The sequence below is a fragment of the Aureibaculum sp. 2308TA14-22 genome (assembly GCF_040538665.1).
Taxonomy (GTDB): Bacteria; Bacteroidota; Bacteroidia; order Flavobacteriales; family Flavobacteriaceae; genus Aureibaculum.
Genome location: NZ_JBEWXT010000001.1, coordinates 1,633,652 through 1,655,840, shown reverse-complemented (window position 1 = coordinate 1,655,840; position 22,189 = coordinate 1,633,652). Strand labels below are relative to the sequence as shown.

The 22,189-nt window shown below is 32.6% G+C and carries 22 protein-coding genes; 10 read left to right on the top strand and 12 right to left on the bottom strand.

Annotation, left to right across the window (positions count from 1 at the left end; genetic code table 11):
* From hisB to U5A88_RS07305, 5 genes are all read left to right on the top strand, one after another.
* On the top strand, nt 1-1,197 hold the full coding sequence (gene hisB, locus U5A88_RS07325) for a bifunctional histidinol-phosphatase/imidazoleglycerol-phosphate dehydratase HisB (RefSeq protein ID WP_354205112.1): 1,197 nt from the start codon (nt 1-3) through the stop codon (nt 1,195-1,197).
* Nucleotides 1,198-1,391: 194 nt separating this feature from the next.
* Nucleotides 1,392-1,976: an imidazole glycerol phosphate synthase subunit HisH gene (gene hisH, locus U5A88_RS07320; RefSeq protein WP_354208157.1), complete on the top strand. Its 585-nt coding sequence runs from the start codon at nt 1,392-1,394 to the stop codon at nt 1,974-1,976.
* 62 nt (nt 1,977-2,038) lie between these two features.
* Nucleotides 2,039-2,503 carry a hypothetical protein gene (locus U5A88_RS07315; RefSeq protein ID WP_354205110.1) on the top strand — a complete coding sequence of 155 codons (465 nt, stop codon included), beginning with the start codon at nt 2,039-2,041 and terminating at the stop codon, nt 2,501-2,503.
* Between the two features lie 80 nt (nt 2,504-2,583).
* Nucleotides 2,584-2,982 (top strand): RDD family protein, encoded by a 399-nt coding sequence (locus tag U5A88_RS07310; RefSeq protein ID WP_354205108.1) that lies wholly within the window; start codon nt 2,584-2,586, stop codon nt 2,980-2,982.
* A 70-nt stretch (nt 2,983-3,052) separates the two neighbouring features.
* Nucleotides 3,053-4,384, top strand: a complete 1,332-nt coding sequence (locus tag U5A88_RS07305) for a DUF58 domain-containing protein (protein WP_354208155.1) — start codon at nt 3,053-3,055, stop codon at nt 4,382-4,384.
* A gap of 123 nt (nt 4,385-4,507) precedes the next feature.
* Here the strand turns inward: U5A88_RS07305 and U5A88_RS07300 are convergent, their stop codons facing one another.
* Together U5A88_RS07300 and U5A88_RS07295 are read right to left on the bottom strand one after the other, a co-directional pair.
* The gene (locus U5A88_RS07300; RefSeq protein WP_354205106.1) at nt 4,508-5,509 is read right to left on the bottom strand and encodes a glycosyltransferase family 2 protein; all 1,002 of its coding nucleotides are present in this window, start codon (nt 5,507-5,509) and stop codon (nt 4,508-4,510) included.
* 87 nt (nt 5,510-5,596) lie between these two features.
* Entirely contained in the window at nt 5,597-6,043 is a 447-nt protein-coding gene (locus tag U5A88_RS07295; protein ID WP_354205104.1) for a type I restriction enzyme HsdR N-terminal domain-containing protein, read from the bottom strand.
* Between the two features lie 29 nt (nt 6,044-6,072).
* Here U5A88_RS07295 and holA point away from each other — a divergent pair, with 29 nt between their 5' ends.
* Nucleotides 6,073-7,077, top strand: a complete 1,005-nt coding sequence (gene holA / locus U5A88_RS07290) for a DNA polymerase III subunit delta (protein WP_354205102.1) — start codon at nt 6,073-6,075, stop codon at nt 7,075-7,077.
* Between the two features lie 9 nt (nt 7,078-7,086).
* On the opposite strand, the gene U5A88_RS07285 is transcribed toward holA, so the two are convergent.
* From U5A88_RS07285 to porX, 10 genes are all read right to left on the bottom strand, one after another.
* On the bottom strand, nt 7,087-8,136 hold the full coding sequence (locus U5A88_RS07285) for a T9SS type A sorting domain-containing protein (protein WP_354205100.1): 1,050 nt from the start codon (nt 8,134-8,136) through the stop codon (nt 7,087-7,089).
* 281 nt (nt 8,137-8,417) lie between these two features.
* Nucleotides 8,418-8,981 carry a PepSY-associated TM helix domain-containing protein gene (locus tag U5A88_RS07280; protein ID WP_354205099.1) on the bottom strand — a complete coding sequence of 188 codons (564 nt, stop codon included), beginning with the start codon at nt 8,979-8,981 and terminating at the stop codon, nt 8,418-8,420.
* Between the two features lie 63 nt (nt 8,982-9,044).
* A complete protein-coding gene (locus U5A88_RS07275) occupies nt 9,045-9,572 on the bottom strand; it encodes a hypothetical protein (protein WP_354205097.1) in 528 nt (175 codons plus the stop codon).
* 152 nt (nt 9,573-9,724) lie between these two features.
* Nucleotides 9,725-10,546 carry a hypothetical protein gene (locus tag U5A88_RS07270; RefSeq protein WP_354205095.1) on the bottom strand — a complete coding sequence of 274 codons (822 nt, stop codon included), beginning with the start codon at nt 10,544-10,546 and terminating at the stop codon, nt 9,725-9,727.
* A gap of 508 nt (nt 10,547-11,054) precedes the next feature.
* The gene (locus U5A88_RS07265) at nt 11,055-12,128 is read right to left on the bottom strand and encodes a hypothetical protein (protein WP_354205093.1); all 1,074 of its coding nucleotides are present in this window, start codon (nt 12,126-12,128) and stop codon (nt 11,055-11,057) included.
* Between the two features lie 166 nt (nt 12,129-12,294).
* A complete protein-coding gene (locus U5A88_RS07260; protein ID WP_354205091.1) occupies nt 12,295-13,038 on the bottom strand; it encodes a DUF6090 family protein in 744 nt (247 codons plus the stop codon).
* Between the two features lie 100 nt (nt 13,039-13,138).
* Nucleotides 13,139-13,789 carry a YggS family pyridoxal phosphate-dependent enzyme gene (locus tag U5A88_RS07255; RefSeq protein WP_354205089.1) on the bottom strand — a complete coding sequence of 217 codons (651 nt, stop codon included), beginning with the start codon at nt 13,787-13,789 and terminating at the stop codon, nt 13,139-13,141.
* A 27-nt stretch (nt 13,790-13,816) separates the two neighbouring features.
* A complete protein-coding gene (locus U5A88_RS07250) occupies nt 13,817-14,767 on the bottom strand; it encodes a D-2-hydroxyacid dehydrogenase (RefSeq protein ID WP_354205087.1) in 951 nt (316 codons plus the stop codon).
* A gap of 11 nt (nt 14,768-14,778) precedes the next feature.
* Nucleotides 14,779-15,846, bottom strand: a complete 1,068-nt coding sequence (gene serC / locus U5A88_RS07245) for a 3-phosphoserine/phosphohydroxythreonine transaminase (RefSeq protein WP_354205085.1) — start codon at nt 15,844-15,846, stop codon at nt 14,779-14,781.
* Between the two features lie 229 nt (nt 15,847-16,075).
* A complete protein-coding gene (porX, locus tag U5A88_RS07240) occupies nt 16,076-17,620 on the bottom strand; it encodes a T9SS response regulator signal transducer PorX (RefSeq protein ID WP_354205083.1) in 1,545 nt (514 codons plus the stop codon).
* Nucleotides 17,621-17,684: 64 nt separating this feature from the next.
* On the opposite strand from porX, the gene U5A88_RS07235 reads away from it, so the two are divergent.
* From U5A88_RS07235 to lpxA, 4 genes are all read left to right on the top strand, one after another.
* The gene (locus U5A88_RS07235; protein WP_354205081.1) at nt 17,685-18,896 is read left to right on the top strand and encodes an HD domain-containing protein; all 1,212 of its coding nucleotides are present in this window, start codon (nt 17,685-17,687) and stop codon (nt 18,894-18,896) included.
* Nucleotides 18,897-18,965: 69 nt separating this feature from the next.
* Nucleotides 18,966-20,009 (top strand): UDP-3-O-(3-hydroxymyristoyl)glucosamine N-acyltransferase, encoded by a 1,044-nt coding sequence (lpxD, locus tag U5A88_RS07230; protein WP_354205079.1) that lies wholly within the window; start codon nt 18,966-18,968, stop codon nt 20,007-20,009.
* Nucleotides 19,999-21,393 (top strand): bifunctional UDP-3-O-[3-hydroxymyristoyl] N-acetylglucosamine deacetylase/3-hydroxyacyl-ACP dehydratase, encoded by a 1,395-nt coding sequence (locus U5A88_RS07225; protein WP_354205077.1) that lies wholly within the window; start codon nt 19,999-20,001, stop codon nt 21,391-21,393. The genes lpxD and U5A88_RS07225 overlap by 11 nt, the downstream gene beginning before the upstream one ends.
* A gap of 2 nt (nt 21,394-21,395) precedes the next feature.
* Entirely contained in the window at nt 21,396-22,181 is a 786-nt protein-coding gene (lpxA, locus tag U5A88_RS07220) for an acyl-ACP--UDP-N-acetylglucosamine O-acyltransferase (protein WP_354205075.1), read from the top strand.
* Nucleotides 22,182-22,189: the final 8 nt, after the last annotated feature.

Sequence of the window (22,189 nt, the reverse complement as noted above, 5' to 3'; positions counted from 1 at the left end):
ATGAATGTACAAGATAAGCGTAGCAATAGGGGTTCTCACCCTAAGGGGGAGCTAGAGGGGGCTTCTACTAAAGTATTATTTATTGATAGAGACGGAACAATAATTCGTGAAACTACTGACGAACAAATTGATAGTTATGAAAAACTGACTTTTTATCCCAAAGCATTGACATATCTACCAAAAATAGCTCAAGAATTAGATTACGAATTGGTTATGATTACCAATCAAGATGGTCTAGGAACTGAAAGTTTTCCAGAAGAAACGTTTTGGCCCGTCCATAATTTTATTGTAGCTGTTTTTAAAAATGAAGGTGTAGAATTCAGTGAAATTGTCATTGATAAAACCTATGCCAAAGACAACGCACCAACACGTAAACCCAATACGAGTTTAGTAACCAAGTATTTTTCTGAGGGATATGACTTGGAAAATTCATTTGTCATTGGTGACAGGTTAACAGATATTGAATTGGCAAAAAATTTAGGTTCTAAAGGTATTTTTATTAACGATAATACTAATTTAGGTACTGATGAAATTACTGTTAAACGTGATGATTTAGACAGTTTTATAGCCTTAGAAACTAATGATTGGCAGCGGATTTATGAATTTTTAAAATTAGAAAATCGTACCGCTGAAATTAAAAGAAAAACCAACGAAACGGATATCTATATCAAATTAAACTTTGACGGAACGGGAAAAAGCAACATTGATACGGGAATTGCATTTTTCGATCATATGTTAGACCAAATTGCCAGGCATGGACAAATGGATCTGGAAATTAGCGTCAAAGGCGATTTGGAAGTTGACGAACACCATACCATTGAAGATACGGCTATAGCCTTAGGCGAGGTGTTCAGTAAAGCTCTAGGAAATAAACTGGGCATAGAGCGTTACGGGTTTTCCTTACCCATGGACGATTGCTTAGCACAAGTCAGTATAGATTTTGGTGGAAGGAATTGGTTGGTCTGGGAAGCTGATTTTAAGCGTGAAATGATTGGTAAAATGCCTACTGAAATGTTTTCGCACTTCTTTAAATCCTTTACAGATGGAGCGAAAGCCAATTTGAATGTAAAAGTAGAAGGTGAAAACGAACACCATAAAATAGAAGCTATTTTCAAGGCTTTTGCCAAAGCCATAAAAGCCGCCGTAAAACGCGATGTTGAAAAAATGATTTTGCCTTCAACTAAAGGAATGCTATAATTTTTTTGGTTCCTCTCCTTATTTCAAGGGGAGGTGTCCTGTTGCGAAGTTTATAGCTTGTAGAAAAGACAAAGGACGGAGGGGTTATTTGTTTAAATAGAATCATAATAATTAGTAAAAGTTAAGGAATATCAACAATGGATAATTCAATAAACGAATCAAAACCCTCCCCCTTCGGGGGAGCTGGAGGGGGCTTGTCCATCGTCATCATCGACTACGGAGCGGGAAACATACAAAGCATCAAATTTGCCATTCAACGATTGGGTTTTGAATCTATACTAAGTCATGACGCACAAATTATAAAAAATGCCGACAAGGTTATTTTCCCTGGTGTAGGAGAGGCGAGTAGTGCTATGGAAAAATTACGAGCAACGGGTTTAGATAAGGTTATCCCCCAATTAAACCAACCCTTACTAGGTATTTGTTTAGGGATGCAACTCATGTGTAATTTTAGTGAAGAAGGTAACACCAAAGGCTTGGGTATTTTTGATGTTGATGTTGTTAAATTTAGCAACAAGGTAAAAGTCCCACAAATAGGTTGGAATACACTTACCCATCTAAAATCGAAATTATTTAAAGGAATAAAGGAAGAAGAATATATGTACTTAGTGCATAGTTATTATGCTCCTATTTGCAATGAAACTATTGCAGTAACTAATTACCAACTTGACTATTCATCCGCTTTGCAAAAAGATAATTTTTACGGCGTACAATTTCATCCTGAAAAGAGTAGTAGTGCTGGGGAGGTTCTGTTGAGGAATTTTTTGGATTTAAAATGATGATTGCAAGTAGTTTGGAGCAATTGAATTTATACGCTAACTTTAATGTTAAATAAAATAATATGAAATTTATATCAATAATATTCTTAGTTCTGTTAGCCTTTTCTTGTACAAATGTCAAAGAATCGGATAACGAAAGAAATGAACTTATGGATAATTTAGTTGAATTACAATTAGAAAATCAGGAATTAAAAGAAAAACTCGAAAGAATACACGAACGTTACCTCATTAATACCGTTATGGTTCCAACTTTTGACAAGGAGACTTATAATCATGGAGAAAAAGGGAAAATAACATTTCATGCCCATAAATATGGAAATTTTGATTTTAAATACAATGTTTATGAAATGCTAGAAAATAGGGATAGAGGTAAAGTTCTTTTAAAGAATTTGGACAGTACAAAATTTGAGTATTCGTTTGATCTTAATGAAATGGAAAATAATAAAATTAATTTATGGATGGTTTTTAGATTGGAGGAAGCTATTATCAGCATCCCTGCAAAAGCTGCAATACAAATAAAGGAATAAGGAATTATGATATTAACGACTTCTGTGAAATATCATAATCAAGAATTTCTCAATCAACATAAAATCTCTAACCTATAATTATGAAAATAGAATATGCACTTTTACCGAATAGAGTTAAAGCAGCAGTGATTGATAGTATTATATTAATTGGAATGATTTTTCTAGCATCTGAAACATTAGCTCTATTTGATAATGTACCGAACTATGTTCGAATTATTGTTTTTGTCTTATTTTTTATTTTATACGACCCTATATTTACAACTATATATGGAGGTACCATTGGACATTCAAAAATGAATCTATCGGTGCGAAACGCACAAAATCCAGAAAATAAAATTAATTTTATTAGAGCACTATTTCGCTTCATTTTTAAAGCTACCTTAGGTTGGTTTTCCTTTCTTACAATATCTGGAAATGAGAAAAGACAGGCTATTCATGATTTTGTGGGCAATTCTATTGTAATTGAAGATGAAAAATAACGATAGTCTAAAATTATTTCTAAATATCTCTTATTTTAGCTAAAATTTATCAGACCAAGGGCTCTCTATGATTAACCTTTTTAAAAACCTCTATATTCACCAACGCTTTTTTGTTTATATAAGCGTTATAGCAGCTACGTTTTTGGTGTCGTATTGGGTGGAATTATTATATCAAGTGGCGTGGTTACTATTATTGGCATTAGCGGTATTGTTTTTATTTGATACTTATATTTTGTTTCGTTTTAAAAACGGATTAAAAGCCAGACGTATTTTACCCGAAAAATTTTCAAATTCGGATGAAAATCCTGTTCCCATTACTGTTGAGAACAAGTATCCTATAAAAATATTCTTAAAAGTAATTGACGAGTTACCAAAACAATTCCAAAAACGAGATTTTGAATATAACACAGAAATGGAATCGGGTCAAGCCCATAATTTTGACTATCAAGTGCGTCCCGTAGAACGTGGTGAATACCATTTTGGTAATCTAAATTTATTTGTTTCTTCATCTTTACAAATTGTTGCCAGACGTTACCGTTTTGATGCTGAGCAAATGGTGTCAGTGTATCCTTCATACATTCAAATGCGTAAATATGAATTTTTGGCGTTGAGCAATCGCCTTACAGAATTTGGACTCAAAAAAATACGTAGAATTGGTCATACCATGGAATTTGAACAAATTAAAAATTATGTTACTGGTGACGATGTAAGAACTATTAATTGGAAAGCAACTGCCAAACGTGGGCAATTGATGGTCAATCAATATCAAGATGAAAAATCGCAACCTATTTATTCCATAATTGATACAGGACGTGTAATGAAAATGCCTTTTGAGGAATTAAAATTATTGGATTATGCTATCAATTCTACTTTAGCCTTTTCAAATATTGCTTTATTAAAAAACGATAAAGCGGGAATGTTGACCTTTTCCAAAAAAGTGGAAAAGATTGTTGCGGCTAGTAACAAACGTACACATATCAACACAATAAACGAAGCCCTGTACAATATTGACACCCAATTTACCGATTCCGATTTTGGGTATTTGTATGCTACCATCAAGCGAAAAGTAACCCAACGCAGCTTGCTCATTCTCTACACAAATTTTGAGCATATTTCAGCATTAAAGCGTCAATTGCCTTTTTTAAAAGCCATTTCTCGTCAACATTTATTGGTAACCGTATTTTTTGAGAATACCGAATTGGATGATTTAATAAAAGAGAATGTAGAAGATTTGCAAAGCATATATCATAAGACCATTGCCGAAAAGTTTGCTTACGAAAAGCGTTTGATTGTTAAGGAGCTGGAAAATAGGGGTGTGCATGCTATTCTTACCAAACCTCAAAATTTAACAGTAAACGTTATCAATAAATACTTGGAATTTAAAGCAAAAGGGCTTATTTGATTTTTATAATTCATTTCATGCAATTATGATATTATTTGTTAAAAAGTTCCTCCCCTTTTTTCAAGGGGAGGTGCCCAGTTGGCCTTTTTAAGATTTAGATATAAATACTACGGGCGGAGGGGTCTATTTTATCTCACCAAAAGTCTTCCTCCTCAAAATATAATATTGCCATACTACACTAAAACAATGATAATAATTGGCTTTTTTATGAGTAATCTTTCTTCGTTTCTTTAGAAATTTCCTAAGGTTCCAATAAAAACTAAAGTGAGCTTTTACAATTGCCCAAGTATGTTTTGGTTTTAGTTCCACCAAAAATTTAAGTCCAGCCCACGCATCTAATTTTAATCTTAACAAGATAACTAAAATCAAATACCGTTTAGGAACATTTTTTAGAATAGAAAACAAACTGTTCCTGAAATTTAGATAAGTTTTACGTGGATTGGCTTGGTCTAACGTTGCACCGCCAACATGATAAACATTTGATGTACCGACATATTTTATACGATAACCTTCGTTTTGTATCCGCCAACAAAGGTCAATTTCTTCCTGGTGAGCAAAATAATCTTCATCAAAACCATTCAGTTGATGGTAAACTTCTTTTCGTATAAAAAAACATGCCCCTGAGGCCCAGAAAATTTCCTTTGTGTCGTTGTATTGGCCGTTGTCTGTTTCCAAATCGGAAAATATTCGACCTCTGCAATACGGATAACCAAAAAAATCGATATAACCACCTCCTGCTCCGGCATATTCAAACTTGGATTGGTCTTTAAAATCCAATATTTTAGGTTGAACAGCAACCGTTTCTTGCGATCTTTTAAATTCAGAAATAATAGGTTTTAACCAATCTTTGGTTACTTCAATATCCGAATTTACCAGTGCAAAAATATCGGCATCAATATGTTGCAAAGCATCGTTATATCCTTTAGCATAACCACCATTGACTTTATTCTGGATAATTTTTACCTTAGGAAAATTTGCTTTAACGAATTCAACCGAATCATCTGGTGAGTTATTATCTGCCACATAAATATCGGCTTCATCAATACTATATTCAAGCATTGCCGGTAAAAACTGCTCTAAGAGTTGTTTACCATTCCAATTTAATATGACTACGGCTATTTTCAAGTTCGCAAATTTAGGTATTTATAATTAAAATGGTCATCTTAAGGCACGAGGAACCTGTTGATTGGTTACTTGGGAATTGACTAATGATTACCGAGTATAATTCGGTAACTCTTCCAAAAAAATATATCCTTCATTTACCGCATCCATTTTACAAAAATAATGCTGCAATCCGTTGGTTACCATCAAATAATCAGCATTTAATTTTAAATTGTATCGTGCAATCTGGTCAAAAGTATCCTGTGTAATTTTTACATTGGGAGCTTTACACTCTACAATGAGTTCTGGCAATCCTTTGGTATTGAATACCAAAACATCAAAACGTTTTTTTAAGGTATTGAAGGTTAACTGTTTTTCAACTGCTATAATGGATTTTGGATAGTTCTTTTCATGGATCAAATAATGGATAACATGCTGCCGTACCCATTCTTCGGGCGTAAGCACCATATATTTTTTTCTGATAATATCAAAAATAAACTGCTTATTTTCTTTACTTTTGATGCTGAGTTCGGCTTTGGGCAAATTCAATACAATCATACTACAAAAATGAATCTTTTTTCTTAGAAATGGAACGCATCAACCAAATAGTTTCTGACATAAAAAACGGAAATATAAAACCCATTTATTTTTTAATGGGTAGCGAACCATATTATATAGATAAGATAGCGGATTATATTGAACAAAAAGTATTGACCGAAGAAGAAAAGGGGTTCAACCAAGTAGTGCTGTATGGTAGAGATGTTAGTATTGATGATATTGTTTCAAACGCCAAACGTTATCCGATGATGGCGGAAAGACAGGTTGTAATTGTTAAAGAAGCTCAAGACTTATCTAGAACTATTGAAAATTTAGTTCCTTACGTTGAAAATCCACAACCTTCAACAGTTCTTGTAATTTGTTATAAATACAAAACCTTGGATAAACGTAAAAAACTGAGCAAGGTTATCGGTAAAAATGGATTGTTGTTTGAAAGTAAGAAGTTATATGAAAACCAAGTAGGTGAGTGGATTCGTAGGGTATTATCGGGTAAAGGATACCAGGTTGAGCCAAAAGCGGCTTTAATGTTGGTGGAGTTTTTAGGTACCGATCTTTCTAAAATTGCCAACGAATTGGAAAAATTAATGGTAATTCTGCCAAAAGAAAGTACCATCAGACCCATACATATTGAAGAGAATATAGGTATCAGTAAAGATTTTAATAACTTTGAATTGCGTAAAGCAGTAGGTGAAAAGCAGTTGGTAAAAGCCAATCAGATTATTAATTATTTTGGGCAAAACCCGAAAAGCAATCCGTTAGTAGTTACTATTTCTTTGCTGAACAGTTTTTTCACACAATTGTTAATCTATCATGGGTTGTCTGATAAATCTAAAATGAGCGTTTCTAAAGCGTTACGGGTTAATCCTTATTTTGTAAGTGATTATGTTACCGCGGCGAGAAATTACCCGATGCGTAAAGTTTCTCAGGTTATTTCCTATTTACGAGATGCTGATTTAAAAAGTAAAGGGGTTGGAGCTAAGAATATGCCAAATGAAGATATACTTAAAGAGTTATTGTTTAAAGTGATGCACTAGACTGATTGATTAAAATTTCAGCAACTTTTTTACCACACTAACTTCATTGTCCTTTTTAAATACTACAAAGTAAATCCCGTTTTTTAAATTGGAAATATTGAATGAATTTTTTACTATTGGATTCTTTAAAGGTACTTCTCTTCCAAAACTGTCATGTAATACAATTGCATCGTAGTTTTCTAAATTTGCACCTGTCATGGTAACTTTAGATGAAGCAGGATTAGGAAATACAGAAATAGCAGCACTATCCAATGAAGATTGAAAGGCGGATAAATTGGAACTTTCTTCTATTTTAAAATCAGAAAACAAGATGCTTTTCTCTTCAACTGTGTCAACATTAGCAGACGCCTTATAGATTCCCCATTTTGGACGAATAAATTCTGCATCTGTTTTCCACGTTCTAGTAGCGTCATCACTATAATCCAATAAAATCGTATCATCATTTACAGTCTTAATGGTTATGGCATAAGCCCCAATTTCATTATAGGTAATGGTTTCTGAAACCTCAATCCATTGTTCTTTTAAATTGGTAATGTCAATGGTTTCCAATATAGTTTGCTCATTTTCTTCAGCATAGCGTAATTCTAAACTTTCAAACCTCCCTTTTCGCGTTGTTGTCAACGTAAAAAGTGGCACATCAGCTTCAGAACCTCCTACAGCCTTAAGTTGATGAATGTCCATATTGCTATTTAGCACTTCAAAATTATTATTGAACTTAAATTTCCATGAATACGTTATCGTCTCACCTTCTGTTCCCAAAATATTTTTTGGGGCATCGGCTATGGTTTTAAATTCGTTAAATCGGGTGCCAAAATTTTTACAGGCTTCAATATCAGTAGTTTTATGTATTTGAAATTGACTTACTGTTTTGTTCAATTCTTCATCTACTATTTCATTGTAATGCCCGCCGTAACCATGTTGGCTACAATTTGTATGGACATTTTCACTATCAGGTGCTAATAGTGCTGAAATGATTTGAGAATTATTAGTAGCTACTTGAGAATTGATAAGTTGAAAAGCAAAAAGACAACTTAAAATACATAAATTAAACTTCTTCATTTTTAAAATAAAACTAAAAGGGTTATCAGAAGTAATTTATGCTACATACAATATTGAGGATTTGTTTTTGTTAATAACTCTAAAAACTGAAATTTAGTATATTGTAAGTAATAAAATACAAAACTTGAGATATTAAAAGTGAAGTAGTTATATTTAATATATTGATAATCAATAAAATAAAAAATATATTTATTTTATTAAAATTTTAAAGCAAATAGCAGTTATTCACAAAGTTATAAAGAAGTGTCTTATGGGTTATTAACAATTAAAAGAAATGAATTTTACCTATTACTACGCATTCTTTTTGGGCCGTACCAGAGCCAAAAACCTGTAATGGAAAAAGTCAATAAAGCCAAGCTCATTAATGTAGTGTAAATGAGTTTTATTTGACCATTTGATGTGTTGAAATAGGCGTCTAAAATTGAGCCATCATGAATATTTTCAACAGTGTCCGAATGCCTTTTGCCAATACTTAATAAGTTACCCGATTTACCATCAAGCTGAACTTCATTGGGATGGTGTCCATAAATAAATTTTACGATACCTTTTTCTTTTCTAATATCAATCCTATCGAGCTTTAACGATAAATTTGCGTCAATTGAATCGCGTAAAATACCATTGGCAATGTTGTGTAATTCAGTTAAGGGTTTCCAATCTTCTAAATTATTTGATGTGCCTTGGTAGGTGTTGGGGAGTAATAGTTCGTTGCTGTTTTTTTTCCAACCCAATAAAAACCCAGTTATAGAAATAATAAAGAAAAACACAAATAAAAATGCACCGGTGGTACGATGCACTTTTCTGAAAATTCGTAAAATTTTAGCTTGCTTCTGTCGCTTCTTATTCATTTTAAGTCTTAAAAAAATGAAGCGTGAATATATAAAAATTGGATAAGTTGACGATAGAATTTGCTATTTTTTAGGTAGGTACTGGCTGGGTATAGGGCTTTCTTTACTTTCTTGCATCCAATAAATGTTAATAACCCACCAACGTTTACCATCGTTTAGTAGCTGAATGCTGTTGATACCACGCATAAACGGCTCACTATCTTTTTCACTTCTGAAAGATTCGTAAGTGCTAAAAACTTGTGTTATATTACCAAAAGTATCTGTTTTTCTATGTATTTCTTTTTCAAAAAAACCGTTTTCAACCAACCATTTTCCTGAGCTGTCAATATAATCTTGAGCGGACATAAAACGTGCTCCAACTGTTCCGTCCTTTTTTTTGCCTGTTGGTATTAACTTGGCTTCTGGTTTAAACAAGTAGTTAAAAAGCTCCCAATTACGTTCTTCGCCCTTTTCTCCTGATATTACCGAGTATAAGGTTTCTAAAGTACTGTCTAACGTTTTCACCTTCTCTAAATATTGTGAATTCTCATTTTGACTGTAAGTAAAACACGTACATAGAAATAATACGGATACAAATGCTATTTTTTTCATGTTGGTTAAATTTTTATAAAGATAGCAAATTCTCTTCAGAAAGAATAGTTGGTTTTGGTTACAGATAGAAGAATGAATACCAAGCCATCAGTGCAAGATAAGAATTTACGTTTAGGAAATTCCGCCGCAATGAATTATAGCCATTGATGTACCTAGTTTTTATATTTAATTTCCCTATAAGTTCTATAATATGGTTTTTTCGTGCCATCAGGACTTACAACGTTTTTGATTAATTTAATCCAGTTCCCTTTTTTATCATATTCATAATCTATTTCGTGAATAAAAGGTTCTGTTTTGTCAGTCAAAATCCAATACAGTTTGGTAATGTCTCCATTTTCATTTTTTTCAAGAACATAGTCCGAGTTTATATTCCCTTTTATTTCTTTTTCTAATCGACCTTGGTAATTAAAGTCCATTAGAATGAACTTACTATTTGGATAATCATAATTTACAGTTTGAAGTTTAGCATGGTTTGGTCCAACAATTGTATGCTCAATTTCAATCGGGTTTTTCAGGCTGTCGTATTTTACAGTATATCTCAAATAAGTCTCTCCAGAATCATTTATTTTTTCCTTTATCTTTTTGTTTTCTTGATATTTATATTTGACTTTAGTTATATACCATTTTCCACCTTCATATTTTAAATTTCCTTCATAGTTTAGAATTCTGTTGTTAGAATCTAATTCAATTATTTCGTCAGCAATTAGTTCATTATCTCGATATTTCTTTACTAACATTTCTCTTCCAGATTTAAAACTGTAGATATTTTCTTCAATCCAAGCTTCAGAATTCGCCAAAAAGATTGTGTCATTAACAATTACTTCGGCTGGATTTCCAAATTTCACGCTGTAATAATTTCTAGGTGCTACTCGCTCGGCAATTTCTGAATAGAAAGTTGGTTCAAATTCTTGGTCATGTTGAGAATACCCAACTGCAGTTATAAGAAGGAAAAGTATGAATGGAATTTTATTCATTTTTTAAATTAGGTACAATGACCTGCTAAACGCAGTTCTGCTTTGCGAGCGAAAAGATAAAAAAATTAAATAACAATAATTTAAGAAAAGGACAAATGTTTATGGCTGGGTCTCAAATTATTGTATGCCAATTAGCCGCATTTTTTTTGCGGCGTATATTGTTATTTTTTTTGTCTTGAAAGCTTAAAAAGCAGATCCAAATTGCATTTAGCTCATTGTTGGAATTCGTTTTCCCTCGATGGGTAGCTACCGCTGTAGATAGTAAAATACCATTGGATGCAATTTGGTTTAGCAGGTCATTGGAATTCATTCCTAAAGGGGCGGGAGTGCGATAGCACGTAGCAACTTTAGTCAGCGTTAGCTGAATGAATTCCAAAGGTTTTGTGTATGATTAGTGGCGTATTTAAGCACGTAATTTAGCAAATAAAAACCTAATAGAAAATCCGTGAGGATTTTCGTAAGTAGGCGAGAACCAGCAATTACTTATAGCCATTGTTGTAGAGCGTTTTTATTTTTTATTATCCTCCTTTTTGTTTGGTTTTTTTCCTTCTTCAATACTCAACTGAATATTCTCAATTAACTTCTCTCTTTTGCTTTTTCTGTCAGCTAATGTGAGTTTTTCAGTTTTCTTGATTTTAAGAATTTCTTCCTCATTGACTTCTAATACTGTCGTGTCGGATTTAAGGTTTTCTACGAAAGGATTTAATTCTTTAAATATTCCTAATTCCGCATTATCAATTCCATTCTTCTTGGCTAATGCCATTAGGTTTATGAATGCTTCTGCCTTTTTACAATTATTCTCAAATTTTTCCCGGCTAATTTTCCCTGTTATGTAATCTCTAATAAAGCCTCCGATTCCTTTTAATAGATTTTCGGTACTAACAATTACCTGCTTAATTCCTAATAGTTCTGAAAACCAAGAACCAGTACTAACTTGATTTATTAAAATGGGCTTACTTTCACTATCTATTTTATGTAGATAGCATATAAAATTGTAGAGTCCTTGTAACTTCTCAAAAATTAAAACAAAGTCTTCAATTAAAGGCACATCTTGGTCTGTTCCTATTGTCAAAGTTGTATAATCGTCAGGTGAACTTTTTTTAGACTTCTCAAATTCTTCAATAATATAATTTGCTCTTTCTTCTGCGTTAAGAATTGCTTGATTTACTGAAGAACTTGTTTCGATTACATCAAAAATTTGTTGAGCTTGTTTTTCAGAGTAAGCATCAGTATGATTTTCAGGAAATTCCTTAAGAAGTTTTATTAAAGAGTTTTCGTCATTGTATGAATTGTCAAAGAGGTTTAAATCCGTAATGAATGAATTTATTAACTCATAAACTTTGTTCGGTCTTTTAGATCTTACAACTTTTAATACTTCTTGATTTTTAGAATTGATTTTGCTCTTTAGGTTAGCCATTCCTCTATATTGAGAGTTTTGGTCTGTAGGAATGTTTACTATTTCTTGTGGATTTATTGTGTAACTTTTTCTCAAATCATCTATTGAAGAAATTAGATTTAGAATTTCTTTGTGTTTTTCAAAGACTTTTAAGATTTGCTTTGAGTAAAAGTAGAAATGATTCATATATTTTCAGGTTTTGGTCAAATGCTCTACAACGGTTTTGTGTATGGTTAGTTGCGTGTTTCAGCAACTAATTTAGTAAACAAAAACGAACGCGAGAAAATTCCGAAGGAATTTTCCAAATAAGCAACGACCAAAGCAATTAATTATACACGTTGTTGTGCTTTCGTTATTTGTTTAGTTTTTTTTGAATGAATTCTATATTATGGTCTGCATTCAAAATCAAATTATTTAATCTCTCAATTGTACCGTTATATCCACTAATCTTAAAAGCAAAATAAGCTTCTGTCATAATAAATATATCAGGAACTCTATTTGCTATTTCTAAATCCTGCTTTAATTGTTGTTGATTTTCTAGCCTTAACAGTAATTCAGCAATACCTCCTTGCATGGTTACATTCTCTAAAATATTTCTGGCACTATTACTTAAATTATTAAAGTTCTTTAGTGTTAGATTTTTGCTTGAATTGTACAATTCAAGATTGTCACGTAGAGTAGGGTCTATTAAGTTTAAATCTTCAGTGCTCAATAAAGATTTAATGGTGCTTGTTTTAAATTCTAATACTATGACTCCCCAGTCATTTTTTTTCATCGCCTCAAAAGCCTCCATTAGGTTTAAATCGGGTTTGTTATAGTACGATACGTAATTCTCAAATTCTGCTATGGAAGAGTTCATTTCTCGGATTTGATTCTCAGCATAAACCTTATCCGCTTGAAAGTCTTCAATAAGTTTATTGTAATAACTTTGCCTAATTTTATCCAATTTTCTGTTTTCATTCCAATTGTTAACTCCTAACGCAATCAAAATTCCAATTACTACGAGAATGATTTCTCCTATTGCGTAAATCAGGTACTTACTGAATTTATTTTCAGAAAGCATTTTTTGTCTAATTTTTCTAAAGAATTTTATCATTGGTTAGCGGTTTGTCATAAATGAAGCACAACAACTGTATAACCGCATTGCGGTTATATCCGTTATAGTTGCAATATAAAAAATAATTGTAAAAAGAAAGTTATCTGCTCCCAAAAATAGCACTTCCAATTCGTACCATAGTACTGCCACAATCAATGGCAATTGGGTAATCACCACTCATACCAATAGACAACGTTTTTAATTCTGGATGAATTGTTTTCTGTTTATGAAAAAAAGTATTCAAATTGGAAAATTCACTCTTAATTTGTTTGGTATCATCTGTAAAGGTTGCCATGCCCATTAAGCCGACAACAGTGACATTGGTCAACTCTTTTAATTCTTCAGCGGTCAGAATTTCTTTAATTTCTGTAAAAGAAAGTCCAAATTTTGAATCTTCTTCTGCTATTTTAGCCTGTAACAAACAATTGATAATTCTATTGTGCTTTTTTGCTTGTTTATTGATTTCTTTTAAGGTCTTAAAACTATCAACCCCATGAATTAGGCTAACAAAATGAGCCATATATTTTACCTTGTTCCGTTGTAAATGACCAATCATATGCCATTCTATATCTTTGGGAAGATTTTCATATTTATCAACCATTTCTTGAATACGGTTTTCACCAAAAATACGTTGACCAGCATTGTATGTCTCTAAAATATCTGAGTTTGGTTTGGTTTTAGAAACGGCTACCAATTCCACATGTTCAGGTAAACTATCTTTTATTTTTTTTAGATTTTCAGAAATGCTCATAAATGTATTTTCAATTATGAAAGACCTCTATCCTAGAATCCCGACAATTTGTTCAGCCAATTCACTTCCAATTCGCTCTTGAGCTTCACTTGTAGCAGCACCAATATGTGGTGTTAAAGAAATATTTGGATTCATTAATAATTGTACCTCGGGTGTAGGTTCTTTTTCAAAAACATCTAGAGCCGCATGAGCAATTTTACCACTATCTATAGCTGCAACTAAGGCTACTTCATCTATAACACCACCACGAGCAGCATTAACTATACAGGCTTTGTCTTTCATTAGCTCAAATTCTTTTGTAGAAATAACATATTCTTTTTGAGCAGGTACATGTAATGTAATAAAATCTGATTGTTTTAAAACTTCTTCTTTAGAAATGGTATTAATATTAAAGTTAAGCGTTTGTCCATCGTAAAAATCTAATGTTAAGTTAGCTGAATCCATAAAAGGATCAAAGGCAACTATTTTCATTCCAACGCCTAGGGCAATTTTCGCTGTAGCTTGGCCAATACGTCCAAAACCTAGAACGCCTAAAGTTTTACCTTTAAGTTCTACACCTTTGGCATATGCTTTTTTTAAATCTTTAAATTTAGAATCGCCTTCTAACGGCATATTTCTATTGGAGTCGTGCAGAAAACGAACCATCCCGAAAAGGTGTGCAAAAACTAATTCGGCAACCGAATGTGAAGATGCAGCTGGTGTATTGATAACTTTTAGTCCTTTTTCTCTGGCATATTCTACATCAATATTATCCATACCAACACCGCCACGACCAATAATTTTTAAAGTGGGACAAGCATCAATAAGATTTTTACGAACGGTAGTAGCACTTCTTACTAATAATACCGTAATTTTTTTTGTGTTTATATAGTCAATTAACTGATCTTGAGCCACAGTAGTTAAATCTACCGTATAGCCTGCATTTTCTAAAGCGGTTATACCACTTTTTGCAATTCCGTCGTTAGCTAATACTATCATTTTATTATTTTTTATTTGTTTAATTCTTTCATTACATTTACTAGTACCTGCACACTTTCTAAAGGCATAGCATTATACATGCTTGCTCTGTAACCACCAACCGATCTATGACCATTGATACCACTAATTCCTGCATTTTTCCACATTACATCAAACTTTTCTTTTAAATTTTCATCCATTAAGACAAAAGTAGCGTTCATAGCAGATCTATCTTCCTTTTTGGCAACTCCTTCAAAAAGTGGGTTGTTATCTATCTCATTATATAATAATGCTGCCTTAGCGTTATTTATTTTTTCAATTGCCGCAACACCGCCTAAATCTTTTAACCATTGTAAGGTTAACATAGATACATAAACTGCAAAAACTGAAGGAGTGTTAAACATACTGTCTTTGGCAATGTGCACTTGATAATCTAACATTGAAGGAATGTTTCTACCTGTTTTTCCTAAGATAGCTTCTTTAACAATAACTAAGGTTGTACCTGCTGGGCCCATATTTTTTTGAGCACCTGCATAGATAAGGTCAAACTGTGAAAAATCTAACTGACGTGAAAAAATGTCAGAGCTCATATCACAAACCAATAAGCTATCGGTTTTGGGGAAAGATTTTAACTGTGTGCCATAAATAGTATTGTTGCTTGTACAATGAAAGTAGTCCGCATCATTAGGGATGCTATAATCTTTCGGGATATAATTGTAGTTTTTGTCCTTAGAAGTGGCTACTACATCAACACTTCCAGACAGTTTAGCTTCTTTAATTGCCTTAGCACTCCATGCTCCTGTATCTAAATACGCTGCTTTTCCACCTTCGTTTTTCATTAGATTGTATGGTGTCATTAAAAATTCCAAACTGGCACCACCTTGTAAAAACAATACGGAATACCCTTTATTTTCAAGATCTAACAACTCCAAAACCAGGCTTCTGGCTTTTTCCATAACCGCAACAAAAGCTGGACTTCTGTGTGATATTTCAATTAATGATAAATTATCATTATTAAAATTTAATACAGCTTCTGATGCCTTTTTTAACACTTCTTGTGGCAAAATACAAGGTCCTGCACTAAAATTATGCTTCTTCATATTTAAAAATTAAAGCACAAATTTGAGCATTTTATACTAAAAAACCGTTAAGAAATCTTCAAAATTTGATAACAAAAAAGAAGAATTTGTTAATAGTTTTCCTGTTCGGAGCGTTGAGTGCTGAGTAATAAGTCAAAAGGAATATATTATTTGACTAAACTAATTAAATAATTTCGTCAATTTTACGAACAGAAAGTTCCCCTCCAAAGGAGGGGCTAGTGGAGGCTTTTTATTTAGGTTCCATTATAATACATGGTATGATCATTTCTTCTAAGGAAATGCCACCGTGTTGATACGTATTTTTATAATATTTTACGTAGTGGTTATAGTTATTTGGATATGCAAAAAAGTAATCTTCCTTAGCAAAAACAAAAGAACTGCTCATGTGAATGGATGGCAACTGGATGTCCTCTGGGTTTTTAACTGCATAAACTTCTTTATCCTCGTATGTTAAACTTCTGCCCGTTTTATAACGCAAATTGGCACTAATGCTTTTTTCACCTATAATTTTTGATGGTTTTTTGGTATTGATGGTACCATGGTCCGTTGTAATTATTAATTTGAGTCCGTATTCTTGGGCTTTTTGAATCATTTCTAACAACGGTGAGTTTTTAAACCAACTTAAGGTCAATGAACGATAGGCTTTATCATCACTGGCTAATTCTTTTATCATTTCCATTTCAGTACGTGAGTGCGAAAGCATATCTACAAAATTATAAACAATTACGGTTAAATCATTGTCCTTAACAGATTTAAAGTTTGCTGCTAAATCACGTCCTTTAGGTAAACTTGTTATCTTAAAGTACTCATGTTTTATATCTAAATTCAAAAGCTTTAACTGTGCCTCTAAAAAATCATTTTCATACAAGTTTTTACCACCTTCGTCGGTATCATTTTTCCAATAGTCAGGATGTTGTTTAGACATTTCTAAAGGCGTTAACCCCGAAAAAATGGCATTTCTAGCATATTGGGTTGCTGTAGGTAAGATGCTAAAAAAGGAAATTTCTTCCTCTTTTTTATAATAGTTATTGATAATAGGCTCTAATACGCGTAATTGATCTAAACGTAAATTATCAATTACTATAAGCAATGTTTTTTCTTTTTTAATTTGAGGAGCAATAATTTGTTTAAACAAATCTTGCGAAAGCAGAGGTTTCTCTTCACCGTCAAACCATCCTTGATAATTTTTCTGAATAAATTTGAAAAATTGAGAATTGGCTTCTTCCTTTTGACTTTCTAAGATTTCCATCATACCTGGGTCGTCAATTGATTCTAATTCAATTTCCCAGTGCACTAATTTTTTATAAAGTTCTATCCACTCTTCAAAAGTATTTACCATGGCAAGATCTAGAGATATTTTTCTAAATTCTTGCTGATAAGTGGAAGTGGTTTTTTCAGAAACCAATCTCGAGTGATCCAAATTTTTCTTTAAGCTCAATAAAATCTGATTCGGATTTACAGGCTTTATCAAATAATCGGCAATTTTTGAACCAATAGCTTCTTCCATTATATACTCCTCTTCACTTTTTGTAATCATTACAATAGGAAGGTTGGGTAATTTAGCTTTGATTTTTGATAGTGTCTCTATACCTGACAATCCTGGCATATTCTCATCTAAAAAAACAACATCAAAATTACCATCATCAACATACTCAATGGCTTCGGCACCATTGTTACAGGTGCTGACATCATAATTTTTCTTTTCCAAAAATAACAAGTGGGGTTTTAATAATTCAATTTCATCGTCCACCCAAAGTATTTTAATTGCATTCATTCCTTTTATGTAATAATTAAAAATTAAACGTCTATTTTTGTGTTGTGATTTTAAAAATATTCTATTGAACAAATTTAAAATTTTTAACGACCCAATTTACGGATTTATAAACATTCCGAGCGAATTAATTTTTGATATTATTGAACACCCTTATTTCCAGCGGTTAAGAAGGATATCTCAAATGGGTTTGTCTTCTTTTGTCTATCCAGGGGCACATCATACCCGTTTTGAACATGCAATGGGAGCCATGCATTTAATGCAAAAAACTATTGCTGTGTTAAAAAATAAGTCAATCGAGATTTCAAAAGAGGAAGAAGAAGCTCTTTTAATAGCTATCTTATTGCATGATATTGGTCATGGACCGTTTTCACATACACTGGAACATAGTTTGGTTACCAATATTAAGCATGAAGAGATTTCCATAATTTTTATGGAAGAACTCAACATAGCGTTCAGTGGGAAACTAAGTTTGGCTATAAAAATATTTAAAGGAAATTATCATAGAAAATTTTTAAATCAATTAATATCCAGTCAGTTAGATATAGACAGGCTGGACTACCTAAAACGTGATAGTTTCTATACTGGGGTAACTGAAGGTAATATTAACTCGGAACGCATAATTTCCATGCTTACTGTTGTGGATGATAATTTAGTTGTTGAAGAAAAGGGTATTTACTCGGTAGAAAAGTTCATTGTTGCTAGACGCTTAATGTATTGGATGGTTTATTTGCACAAAACAAGTTTAGTTGCTGATTATATACTGGTTAAAATTTTAAAAAGAGCCAAGTACTTAATGCGAAATGGTAAAGATATAGAATGTAGTAAATCATTAAAGTATTTTTTAGCAGCTGAAGAAGGCTTTAAGTTCGACAAAAATCAGCTTAGTACTTTTTCAAACATTGATGACTATGATATTATAATGGCATTAAAACAATGGAAAGATAATAGTGACGCCATTTTGTCATCTTTATGTACTTCTATTTTAGATAGAAAATTACCAAAGATTATTATTCAAGACGAAGAATTTACTGAAGAACAACTTAAAACAATTAAAGATAAAGCGGTATTGAATAGTAATCCAACCAATGATAATCTCAATTATTTTATTGATATAGGAATTATAAAAAATCAGGCGTATGATTTGCATCATAATTCCATAAGTATTTTGTATAAAAATGGACAAATAAAAGATTTAACCAAGGCGTCGGATCATATGAACTTATTGGCTTTAACCGAACCGGTAATCAAACATTTTGCGTACTACCCTAAATTATAGTTTTGCGTTAAGGAAAAATCGTAAATTATATTTCATAAATCGTGAATCTTTTTTTATATTTTTGCAACAATGAAATTTACAGCACAGCAAATCTCAGAAATACTTCAAGGGGAGATAGAGGGTAATCCTTTAGTTGAAGTTTACAAGCTTTCAAAAATAGAGGAGGGAGAAAAAGGGTCGTTAACTTTTTTAGCTAACCCTAAATACACTTCGTTTTTATATTCAACTAATGCTTCTGTAGCTATTGTAAATAAAAATTTTGTTCCTGATAAAAATATAAGTGCAACTTTAATTAAAGTTGAGGATTCATACAAAGCTTTTTCTAAATTATTAGAATTTTACAATCAAGTAAAATTAAATAAAACAGGAATAGAAACTCCCAGTTTTATTCATGATTCTGCTAAGCTCGGTAAAGACGTTTACGTAGGTGCATTTGCTTATATAGGTACTAATGTAGTATTAGATAACAATGTAAAGATTTTTCCGAATGTATATATTGGTGACAATGTTACTATAGGTGAGGGGAGTATGCTTTTTGCGGGTTCAAAGGTTAATTCAGAATCCGTTGTTGGTAAAAACTGTGTAATTCACCCCGGAGCTATCGTGGGTTGTGATGGATTTGGTTTTGCACCTGACAAAAATGGGGTTTTTAGTAAAATACCACAAACAGGAAATGTAATTTTGGAAGATAATGTGGACATAGGCTCTGGGAGTACTATAGATAGAGCAACTTTGGGCTCGACAATTATTAGAAAAGGAGTTAAAATTGACAATCAAATTCAAATCGCCCATAATGTTGAAATTGGTGAGAACACGATAATTGCAGCACAAACAGGAATAGCAGGTTCTACCAAAATTGGTAAAAACTGCAAAATTGGCGGACAAGTCGGTATCGTTGGTCACCTTAAAATAGGTGATAACGTCAGTATTCAGGCCCAATCTGGTATTGGCAGAAATTTAAAAGACAATGAAGTAGTTCAGGGAAGTCCCGCATTACCTTATGCAGATTATAATAAATCATACGTACATTTTAAAAATCTATCAAAATTAGTAGATAAAATTGATGTTTTAGAAAAAATGTTAAATGCACAAAACGAAGTTAATGAGCACTAAACAAAAAACAATTAAAAAAGAGATTTCGCTCTCTGGCGTAGGCCTTCACACTGGTAATCAAGTTAATTTAACTTTTAAGCCGGCACCTGAAAATTATGGATTTGCCTTTACAAGAGTAGATTTAGAAGGAAATCCGGTTATTGAGGCTAAAGCTGATTACGTAGTTGATACGCAACGTGGCACCAATATAGAAAAAAATGGAGTGAAAATTCAAACCAGTGAACATGTGCTGGCTGCTGTTGTTGGGTTAGGAATAGATAATATTTTAATTGAATTAGATGCTCCTGAACCTCCAATAATGGATGGTTCTTCTCGATTTTTTATTGAGGCCTTAGAAGAAGCTGGCTTGCAAGAACAAGAAGCTGAAGTTGAAGAGTATGTAGTTAAAGACATAGTTTCTTACAAAGATGAAAATACTGGAAGCGAAATAATTCTGATGCCATCTGACCATTATGAAGTTACAACCATGGTCGATTTTGGCACTAAAGTTTTAGGCACGCAGAATGCAACTTTAAAACAAATATCCGATTTTAAAGAAGAGATTGCCTCAGCTAGAACCTTTAGTTTTTTACATGAAATTGAAATGTTATTGGATAACAATTTAATTAAAGGAGGAGATTTAAACAATGCCATTGTGTATGTTGATAATGAAATTTCTCCTGCTACCATGGAAAAATTAAGAAAGGCATTCAATAAAGAAAAAATTGCCGTTAAACCTAATGGAATACTAGATAATTTAACATTGCATTATCCTAATGAAGCTGCCAGACATAAGCTTTTGGATGTTATTGGAGATTTGGCTTTGGTAGGAGTTAAAATTAAGGGGAAAGTTATTGCAAATAAACCTGGACATGGTGTAAATACTCAATTTGCTAAGAAATTGGCAAAAATGATAAAAATTGAAAAGCGAAATAATGTTCCTCAATTTGATCTGAACCAGCCACCTTTGATGGATATTCACCAGATAATGAATATTCTACCGCACAGGCCTCCATTCTTGTTGATTGATAAGATTTTAGAATTGACTGATAAGACGGTAGTTGGTGTAAAGAACGTGACCATGAACGAAGAGTTTTTTGTAGGACATTTTCCTGGTGCACCGGTAATGCCCGGAGTATTACAAGTTGAAGCTATGGCTCAAACTGGGGGCATATTAGTATTGAGTACAGTACCTGACCCTGAAAATTATTTGACCTATTTCATGAAAATGGATAATGTTAAATTTAAAAGAAAAGTATTACCTGGAGATGCACTTATTTTTAAAGCAGAATTGATCGAACCTATTAGAAGAGGTATTTGCCATATGCAAGCCTATGGATATGCAAATAATAAGTTAGTTGTTGAGGCACAGCTAATGGCACAAATAGTAAAAAGAACAGAATAATTATGAACCAACCACTTGCATATATACATCCAGGAGCTAAAATTGCCAAGAACGTAGTTGTAGAACCTTTTACAACAATTCATAATAATGTAACTATTGGTTCTGGAACTTGGATTGGTTCAAATGTAACCATAATGGAAGGTGCCAGAATAGGGAAAAATTGTAATATTTTTCCTGGAGCTGTAATTTCTGCCATTCCACAAGATTTAAAGTATCAAGGGGAAGATACCACTGTAGTTATTGGAGATAATACCACTATAAGAGAATGTGCTACGATTAATAAAGGTACTTCGGATAGGATGAAAACCGTAATTGGGAATAACTGCCTGATTATGGCATATTGTCATGTTGCCCATGATTGTTTTATTGGTGACAATTGTATATTTTCAAATAATTCTACGTTAGCAGGCCATGTAACCGTTGGTGACAATGTTATATTAGCAGGATTGGTTGCGGTTCACCAGTTTGTTTCTGTTGGTCAGCATGCTTTTGTAACGGGAGGTTCTTTGGTTCGTAAAGATGTTCCACCTTTTGTAAAAGCGGCAAGAGAGCCACTTTCTTATGTGGGTATTAATTCGGTAGGTTTGCGTAGAAGAGGTTTTAGTTCAGAAAAAATCAGAGAAATTCAGAATATATATAGAATTTTATATCAAAAAAATTACAATAATTCGCAAGCTGCTCAGATTCTTGAGGCAGAAATGGAAGCAACACCCGAAAGAGATGAAATTCTCCAGTTTATAAGAGATTCCCAAAGAGGAATAATGAAAGGATACTTCAGTAATAATTAACAGATTTT

Bases quoted from the DNA above. Each gene is read 5' to 3' on its own strand.
- hisB (WP_354205112.1), top strand. From the start codon at position 1: ATGAATGTACAAGATAAGCGTAGCAATAGGGGTTCTCACCCTAAGGGG.
- U5A88_RS07315 (WP_354205110.1), top strand. From the start codon at position 2,039: ATGAAATTTATATCAATAATATTCTTAGTTCTGTTAGCCTTTTCTTGT.
- U5A88_RS07310 (WP_354205108.1), top strand. From the start codon at position 2,584: ATGAAAATAGAATATGCACTTTTACCGAATAGAGTTAAAGCAGCAGTG.
- U5A88_RS07295 (WP_354205104.1), bottom strand. From the start codon at position 6,043: ATGATTGTATTGAATTTGCCCAAAGCCGAACTCAGCATCAAAAGTAAA.
- holA (WP_354205102.1), top strand. From the start codon at position 6,073: ATGGAACGCATCAACCAAATAGTTTCTGACATAAAAAACGGAAATATA.
- U5A88_RS07285 (WP_354205100.1), bottom strand. From the start codon at position 8,136: ATGAAGAAGTTTAATTTATGTATTTTAAGTTGTCTTTTTGCTTTTCAA.
- U5A88_RS07280 (WP_354205099.1), bottom strand. From the start codon at position 8,981: ATGAATAAGAAGCGACAGAAGCAAGCTAAAATTTTACGAATTTTCAGA.
- U5A88_RS07275 (WP_354205097.1), bottom strand. From the start codon at position 9,572: ATGAAAAAAATAGCATTTGTATCCGTATTATTTCTATGTACGTGTTTT.
- U5A88_RS07270 (WP_354205095.1), bottom strand. From the start codon at position 10,546: ATGAATAAAATTCCATTCATACTTTTCCTTCTTATAACTGCAGTTGGG.
- U5A88_RS07265 (WP_354205093.1), bottom strand. From the start codon at position 12,128: ATGAATCATTTCTACTTTTACTCAAAGCAAATCTTAAAAGTCTTTGAA.
- U5A88_RS07260 (WP_354205091.1), bottom strand. From the start codon at position 13,038: ATGATAAAATTCTTTAGAAAAATTAGACAAAAAATGCTTTCTGAAAAT.
- U5A88_RS07255 (WP_354205089.1), bottom strand. From the start codon at position 13,789: ATGAGCATTTCTGAAAATCTAAAAAAAATAAAAGATAGTTTACCTGAA.
- U5A88_RS07250 (WP_354205087.1), bottom strand. From the start codon at position 14,767: ATGATAGTATTAGCTAACGACGGAATTGCAAAAAGTGGTATAACCGCT.
- serC (WP_354205085.1), bottom strand. From the start codon at position 15,846: ATGAAGAAGCATAATTTTAGTGCAGGACCTTGTATTTTGCCACAAGAA.
- porX (WP_354205083.1), bottom strand. From the start codon at position 17,620: ATGAATGCAATTAAAATACTTTGGGTGGACGATGAAATTGAATTATTA.
- lpxD (WP_354205079.1), top strand. From the start codon at position 18,966: ATGAAATTTACAGCACAGCAAATCTCAGAAATACTTCAAGGGGAGATA.
- U5A88_RS07225 (WP_354205077.1), top strand. From the start codon at position 19,999: ATGAGCACTAAACAAAAAACAATTAAAAAAGAGATTTCGCTCTCTGGC.
- lpxA (WP_354205075.1), top strand. From the start codon at position 21,396: ATGAACCAACCACTTGCATATATACATCCAGGAGCTAAAATTGCCAAG.